Here is a 6,563-nt window from a genome sequence, read left to right as displayed (position 1 = left end):
CACCGCACGCCGCTCCGCATCACCCAGAACCTCGACCCGACCCACCCGCACCCCCGGATCAGCCGCCACCTGCTCCAACACCCGCACCAAACGGTCGGCCAACGACCGGGCGGTCTCCTCGTCGAAGAGGTCCGCGGCGTACTGGATGCCGCCGACGAGCCCGGCCGGGGCGCCCTGGTCGTCGCGTCGCTCGCCGAGGGTCACCGACAGGTCGAAGCGTGCCGCCTCCGGGCCGTGCTGCATGGGGTGGGTGTCCAGGCCGGCCAGCTCCCACTTCGCCGGCGGGGTGTTCTCGATCGTCAGCATGACCTGGAACAGCGGGTGGCGGACGAGGGAACGGTCGGGGCTCAGGTCGTCGACGAGCCGTTCGAAGGGCAGGTCCTGGTGGGCGTAGGCCGCCAGGTCCGTCTGCTTCACCCGGGCCAGCAGCTCGGCGAAGCTGGGGTTTCCGCTCAGGTCGGTGCGCAGGACGAGGGTGTTGACGAAGAACCCGGCGAGGTCGTCGAGTGCCGCGTCACCCCGGCCTGCCACGGGTGTGCCCAGCGGGATGTCGGTGCCGGCGCCCATGCGGGCCAGGAGGACGGTCAGGGCTGCCTGCGCGACCATGAACATGGTGGCGCCCTGGCGCTGGGCGAGGGCGACCAGGCGGGCGTGGGCCTGCGGGCGCACGGCGAGGGGGACCCAGCCGCCGCGGAAGGAACCCGCCGACGGGCGGGGTCGGTCCGTCGGCAGCGACAGTTCCTCAGGTGATCCTTCGAGTGCGGTGCGCCAGTAGTCCAGCTGCGAGCTGATCAGGCTGTCGGGGTCGGTGAGGTCGCCGAGGACCTCGCGCTGCCACAGCGCGTAGTCGGCGTACTGGACCGGCAGCGGGACCCATTCCGGGGCCTGGCCGCGGCGTCGTGCGGCGTAGGCCGCGCCGAGGTCCCGGGCGATCACGCCCATGGACCAGCCGTCCACCGCGATGTGGTGGACGACGACGATCAGGACGCTCTCGGTAGGGGACAGCACCAGCAGCCGTGCGCGCCAGGGCAGTTCGCGGGCCACGTCGAAGCCGCGCTCGTTCTCCTCGGCGAGTTCGCGTTCCAGGGTGGCCTCGGTGACCTGGTCGACGATCAGCTTCGGCCGTCCGGCCGGGCCGTGCAGGATCTGCTGGCGCGGGGCGCCGTCGGCCTCCGGGAAGACCGTGCGCAGGGCCTCGTGCCGGTCGGCGACGTCGCGGAGGGCCGCTTCCAGTGCCGCGGTATCGACCTCGCCGGACAGCCGGAGCCTGAGCGGCAGGTTGTAGGCGGTGCCGGCGCCCTTCTCCTCCAGGCCGTTGAGGAACCACATGCGCTGCTGCCCGTACGAGAGGGGCACGGCCTCGGGGCGTTCGACGGGGACGAGCGGGGGGCGGGGCCGTTCGCCGTCGTGGTCCGCGGCGGTGCCCCTCTCGATCAGCCCGGCCATGCCCTCGACGGTGGGGGTGGCGAAGAGGGCGCGGATGCCGATGCGCGTGTCGAGCACGGCTCTGATCCGGGTGACGAGCCGCATCGCCAGCAGGGAGTCGCCGCCCAGCTCGAAGAACGACTGCTCGGCTCCCACCCGTTCCACTCCGAGAACCTCGGCGAACAGCCCGCAGAGAACCTCTTCGACGGGTGTGGCCGGGCCGCGGCCGCCCGCGGGGCCCGCGTAGTCGGGCATGGGGAGCGCGGCCCGGTCGAGCTTGCCGTTGACGGTCAGCGGCAGGGCGTCGAGGACCACCACCGCGGCCGGGACCATGTGGTCGGGGAGCCGGTCCGTCACGAACTCGCGCAGGTGCGCGCCGTCGGGTGCCGCGATGAACTCGCGAGGGTGCGCGTCGTCAGGTGCAGCGGCGTCCGCCGGGACCACGTACGCGACGAGCCGCTTGTCGCCGGGCCGGTCCTCGCGGGCGATCACCACGGCCCGGTCGACCGACGCATGCGCGGCCAGCACCGCCTCGATCTCGCCCGGTTCCACCCGGAAGCCGCGGACCTTGACCTGCTCGTCGGCGCGTCCGGCGAACACGAGCTGTCCGTCGGACGTCCACCTGGCCAGGTCGCCGGTCCGGTACATGCGTGCGGCCGGGCCGTCGCCGGCGGGGTACGGGCAGGCGACGAACCGCTCGGCCGTCAGGCCGGGGCGGCCCAGGTAGCCGAGGGCGAGTCCGGAGCCGGCGACGTACATCTCGCCGGTCACTCCGGGCGGTACGGGCCGCAGGAACTCGTCCAGGACGTAGACCCGGGTGTTCGTGATCGGGCGCCCGATCGGCACCACCGCGTCGGCGGGGAAGTCCGTGAGCGGATCGCTCATGGCGGCGCAGACCGTGGTCTCGGTCGGGCCGTAGGCGTTGACGACCCGGCGCTCCGACGACCACCGGGCCACCAGCGCCGCCGGAGCGGCCTCACCGGCCACGACCAGCGTCCGGACAGCGGCCGGCAGGCTCTCCACGACGCCCAGCACCGAGGGCGGCACCGTCACGACGGAGACTCCGTACTCCTCCGCCACCTCGCCCAGGTCGCCGAGCGGCGGCAGCTTCCCGGAGTCGGCGAGGACCAGTGCGCCGCCCGACAGCAGGGTCACGCACAGCTCCGACACGGCCGCGTCGAAGCTCAGCGAGGCGAGCTGGAGCACCCGCGAGCCCGGGCCGACATCGAAACGTTCCGCCTGTGCCGACACCAGGGCGCCCAGGCCGCGGTGGGACACCAGCACGCCCTTGGGACGGCCCGTGGAACCCGATGTGTAGACGACGTAGGCCGCGTCACCGACCGCCGACGGAGCCATGCGGTCGGCGTCGGAAGGTGCTTCGGCGGACCTGGCGGCGAGTGTCTCGCGGGCCGCCGGGTCGTCGATCACCAGACGCCCGGTGCCGACGGCCCAGGACAGTCCACCCCCGGACAGTTCGTCCCCGGACAGTTCGTCCCCGGACAGTTCGTCCCCGGACAGTTCGTCCCCGGACAGTTCGTCCCCGGACCGTCCGCCTCCGGCCGGTCCGTCCCCGGACAGCGCGTGCTCGGTCGCCCGCGTGCACACCAGCAGCGCGGGGCGCGCGTCGTCGAGCATGTAGGAGATCCGGGCCTCGGGGTACTCCGGGTCGACCAGTACGAATCCCGCACCGGCCTTGGCGGTCCCCAACAGGACCGAGACGAGTTCGGCCGACCGGCGCATCACCACACCGACCAGGTCGCCGGGCCCGACCCGGCGCGCTATCAGCTCGTGCGCCACCCGGTTCGCCGCCGCGTCCAGCTCGGCGTACGACCACTCCACGTCCCCGTACACCACCGCGGTCGCGTCCGGTGTCCGTGCCACCTGGGCCTCGAACAGCTCGCCCAGCGTGCCCGCCGGCACCTCCCCGGCCGTGTCGTTCCACGCGGACAGCACCGTCCGGTGCTCCGCGTCGTCCAGTATCTCCAGCCGGCCGACGGGGATCTCCGGGTCGGCCGCGAACTGCTCCAGGATCCGGCGCAGCCGCTCGACCAGGGCGCGGGCGGTGTGCGGGTCGAACAGATCGGGACGGTAGTCGAGTTGGAGCTGTAGTCCGCCGATCGGCGCCGCCACCAGGCTCAGCGGATAGTGCGCGGCGTCCTTGCCGGCCATTCCGCTGACGTTCAGGCCCGTGGGGGACGGAGCACCAGCCGGGTCCGCCGGGTAGTTCTCGTACACCATCAGGGTGTCGAAGGCCGCTCCCGGGCCGACGATCCGCTGGATCTCGGTCAGGCCCAGGTGCTGGTGGGCGAGCAGCAGCGACTGCCGGTCCTGCAGCTCGGACAACAGGGCGCTCACCGCCTGGGCCGGGTCCAGGGGCACCCGTACCGGCACCGTGTTGATGAACAGGCCCAGCATGTCCTCCACGCCCGGCAGCTCGGCCGGACGTCCGGCCACGGTCGCGCCGAACACCACGTCGCGGCGGCCCGTCAGCTTGCCGAGCAGGATCGCCCAGGCTCCCTGGACGAGGGTGTTGACGGTCAGACCGTGGCGGCGGGCCACGGCCCGCAGTGCGGCGGCCAGTTCCTCACCGGCCCCGATGACCACCTCGTCGGGCATGACCGGTGCCGGGTCCCGGTCGGCCGGCGCCACCAGCGTCGGCTCGTCCACGCCGGCCAGGGCCTCACGCCACGCCTCCCGCGCGGCCTCCTTGTCCTGCCGCGCCAGCCACGCCAGGTAGTCGCGGTACGGGGTCACGGCCGGCAGCCCGTCGGCCCTGCCGTCGGCGGCGTAGATCGCCATCCACTCCCGCATCAGCACCGGCATCGACCAGCCGTCCATGACGATGTGATGGAGGGTGATCACCAGCCGGTGGTGGTTCTCGCCGAGCCTCACCAGGGCGAGCCGCATCATCGGCGGCCGTGCCAGATCGAACCGCCGGGCCCGTTCCTCGGCGGCCAGCTGCACGGCCTGAGCCTCCGCCTCCTCCGGGGGCAGGCCGGCGAGATCGGCCTCACGCCAGGGCAGTGCCACCTGGCGGACGACGACCTGCACCGGGGCGCCGGAGGCCCGGCGCTGGAAACCGGCGCGCAGGCTCTCGTGCCGGTCCACCAGCGCCTCCCACGAGGCGCGCAGGGCGACGGGGTCCACCGGCCCGTGCAGGGTCAGGACGCGCTGACCGATGTAGATGTCGAGGCCCTCGTCGTCGTACAGGGAGTGGAATAACAAGCCCTCCTGCAATGGCGCCAGAGGCCAGACTCCCACGAGCGCGGAGTCGCTCATCGTGTTCCCCTTTCGATCTCTTTCGCCATTGATTCGAACTCGTCCAGCTCGTCCTGACTGACGTCCGCGAGGGAGAAGTCGGACGGTGTGTGACCGCCGGCGTCGGCGAGAGTGCCGTGCGCCGCGATCCCGACGAGCACGGCCTTCCATTCCGCGGCCAGTCCGTCGACGTCCGCCGCGCCCAGCAGGTGCCGCGGCCAGGTGAACGACAGCAGCAGCTCGGGGCCGTCCGGGGTGTCCTGGGCCACCGCGGCGGCCTCCAGGACGTGGGCGGCCGCCATGCGCTCGGAGGCACCGCCGCCCAGGGCGTGCTCCCCCGCCGGCTGCCACTCCCCGCTGTCCGGGCCACCGCCCGGGCCGCCCGCTGCCGCGCCGGTGAACCGGCCCAGGTAGTTGAACCCGATCTGCGGTGACTGCGACGCGGCCAGGACCGGCGCGGTCTCCGGATTGAGATGACGCAGCATCCCGAATCCGAGACCGTCGCCCGGGACTTCCCGCAGTTGCTCCTTGATGCGCTTCACCGCCCGGCCTGCGGCCGCGCCGCCCGCCCGTACCTCGGCGAAGTCCACCGGGGCGGGATCCAACCGCACCGGATACACGCTGGTGAACCAGCCGACCGTCCGTGACAGATCCATGCCCTCGGCGAGGGGCTCACGCCCATGACCCTCGACATCGATCAGCACGTCGTCGCGGAAACCCCCGCCCCGCCCGCGACGCCATGCGGCCACCGCGAGGGCGAGGGCCGCCAGCAGCACGTCGTCGACGCCGGCGTGGAAGGCGGACGGCACCTGCGTCAGCAAGCCGTGGGTGACGTCCGGTGGGACCGTCACCGCCGTCCGCCTCATGGTTGTCGCCAGATCCCGCGCCGGGTCCAGGGCACGAGAACCGACCAACGGGTCCGGGCCGCTCTCACCGTCGAGGATCCGCGTCCACACCGGAAGCTCGGCGACCCGCTCGGCCGCGACGGCCCGGTCGGCCAACTCCCGCGCCCAGCGCCGGAACGAAACTCCTACCGGGTCCAGAGCCGGTTCCTGGTCGTTCGTGTCGTCCACGTTGTTCGGGTTGTTCGGGTTGGTCGCGAGGGCACGGTAGGCGGCGGCCAGGTCGGGCAGGAGGATGCGCCAGGACACCCCGTCCACCACCAGATGGTGCCCGACGAGCAGAACGTGCCCGGCAGTTCCGGGACCGGCGTCGAACCACACCGCCTGCACCATCACCCCGCCGTACGGATCCAGCCGCGCCGCCGCCGCCCGCGTCTCCTCGCCGATCAGCCGCTCCAGCTCCGGCCCCTCCAGCCCGGACGCGTCCACGCGCCGTACCCAGTCGGCCACGGGTGCGTTTCCGGCCGGCGGCACGTGCAGCCGCCACGCGGCGCCGGCCGCGTCCGAGGACTGTTCGAGACGAGCACGGAGGATGTCGTGATGGTCCACCAGCACCCCGAGCGCACGGACCAGCCTCTCGAAGTCCAGCTCGCGCTCCCCGCGCACCAGCATCGACTGGAAGAGCCCGCCGGCCAGCGCCTCCACACCCGACTGCTCGACGAGGGCACGCATCGCCGGGGTCAGGGGCACCTCACCCACCGCGACGTCGACGCCCTGGAGACCGGTGCCGGTCCCCGTGGCGGCGGCGACCGTGGCGAGGGCGGCGGGGGTCCGATGCTCGAACACCTGCCGCGCGGTGATCTCCAGCCCCGCCCGACGGGCCCGCGAGACCAGCAGCATCGACATGATCGAGTCCCCACCCAGCTCGAAGAACGAGTCCTCCGCGCCGACCGCCTCCAGCCCCAGCACCTCCGCGAACAGCCCGCACAACACCTCCTCCACGACCGTCGCCGGAGCGCGACCGGCGGTGCCCGTGAA

Annotated in this window: 2 protein-coding genes; both read right to left on the bottom strand. The window is 73.0% G+C overall.

Features of this window, described 5'->3' with window-relative positions:
- A partial coding sequence (locus ACZ418_RS42785; protein WP_468374276.1) for an amino acid adenylation domain-containing protein occupies positions 1 to 4,704 on the bottom strand: 4,704 nt, incomplete at its 3' end.
- Positions 4,701 to 6,563: condensation domain-containing protein (locus ACZ418_RS42780; RefSeq protein ID WP_468374273.1), on the bottom strand; the 1,863-nt coding region annotated here is incomplete at its 5' end. The genes ACZ418_RS42785 and ACZ418_RS42780, both read right to left, overlap by 4 nt.

The organism is Streptomyces sp. NPDC030820 (genome assembly GCF_055572075.1).
This window is presented reverse-complemented; position numbering and strand designations above follow the sequence as displayed.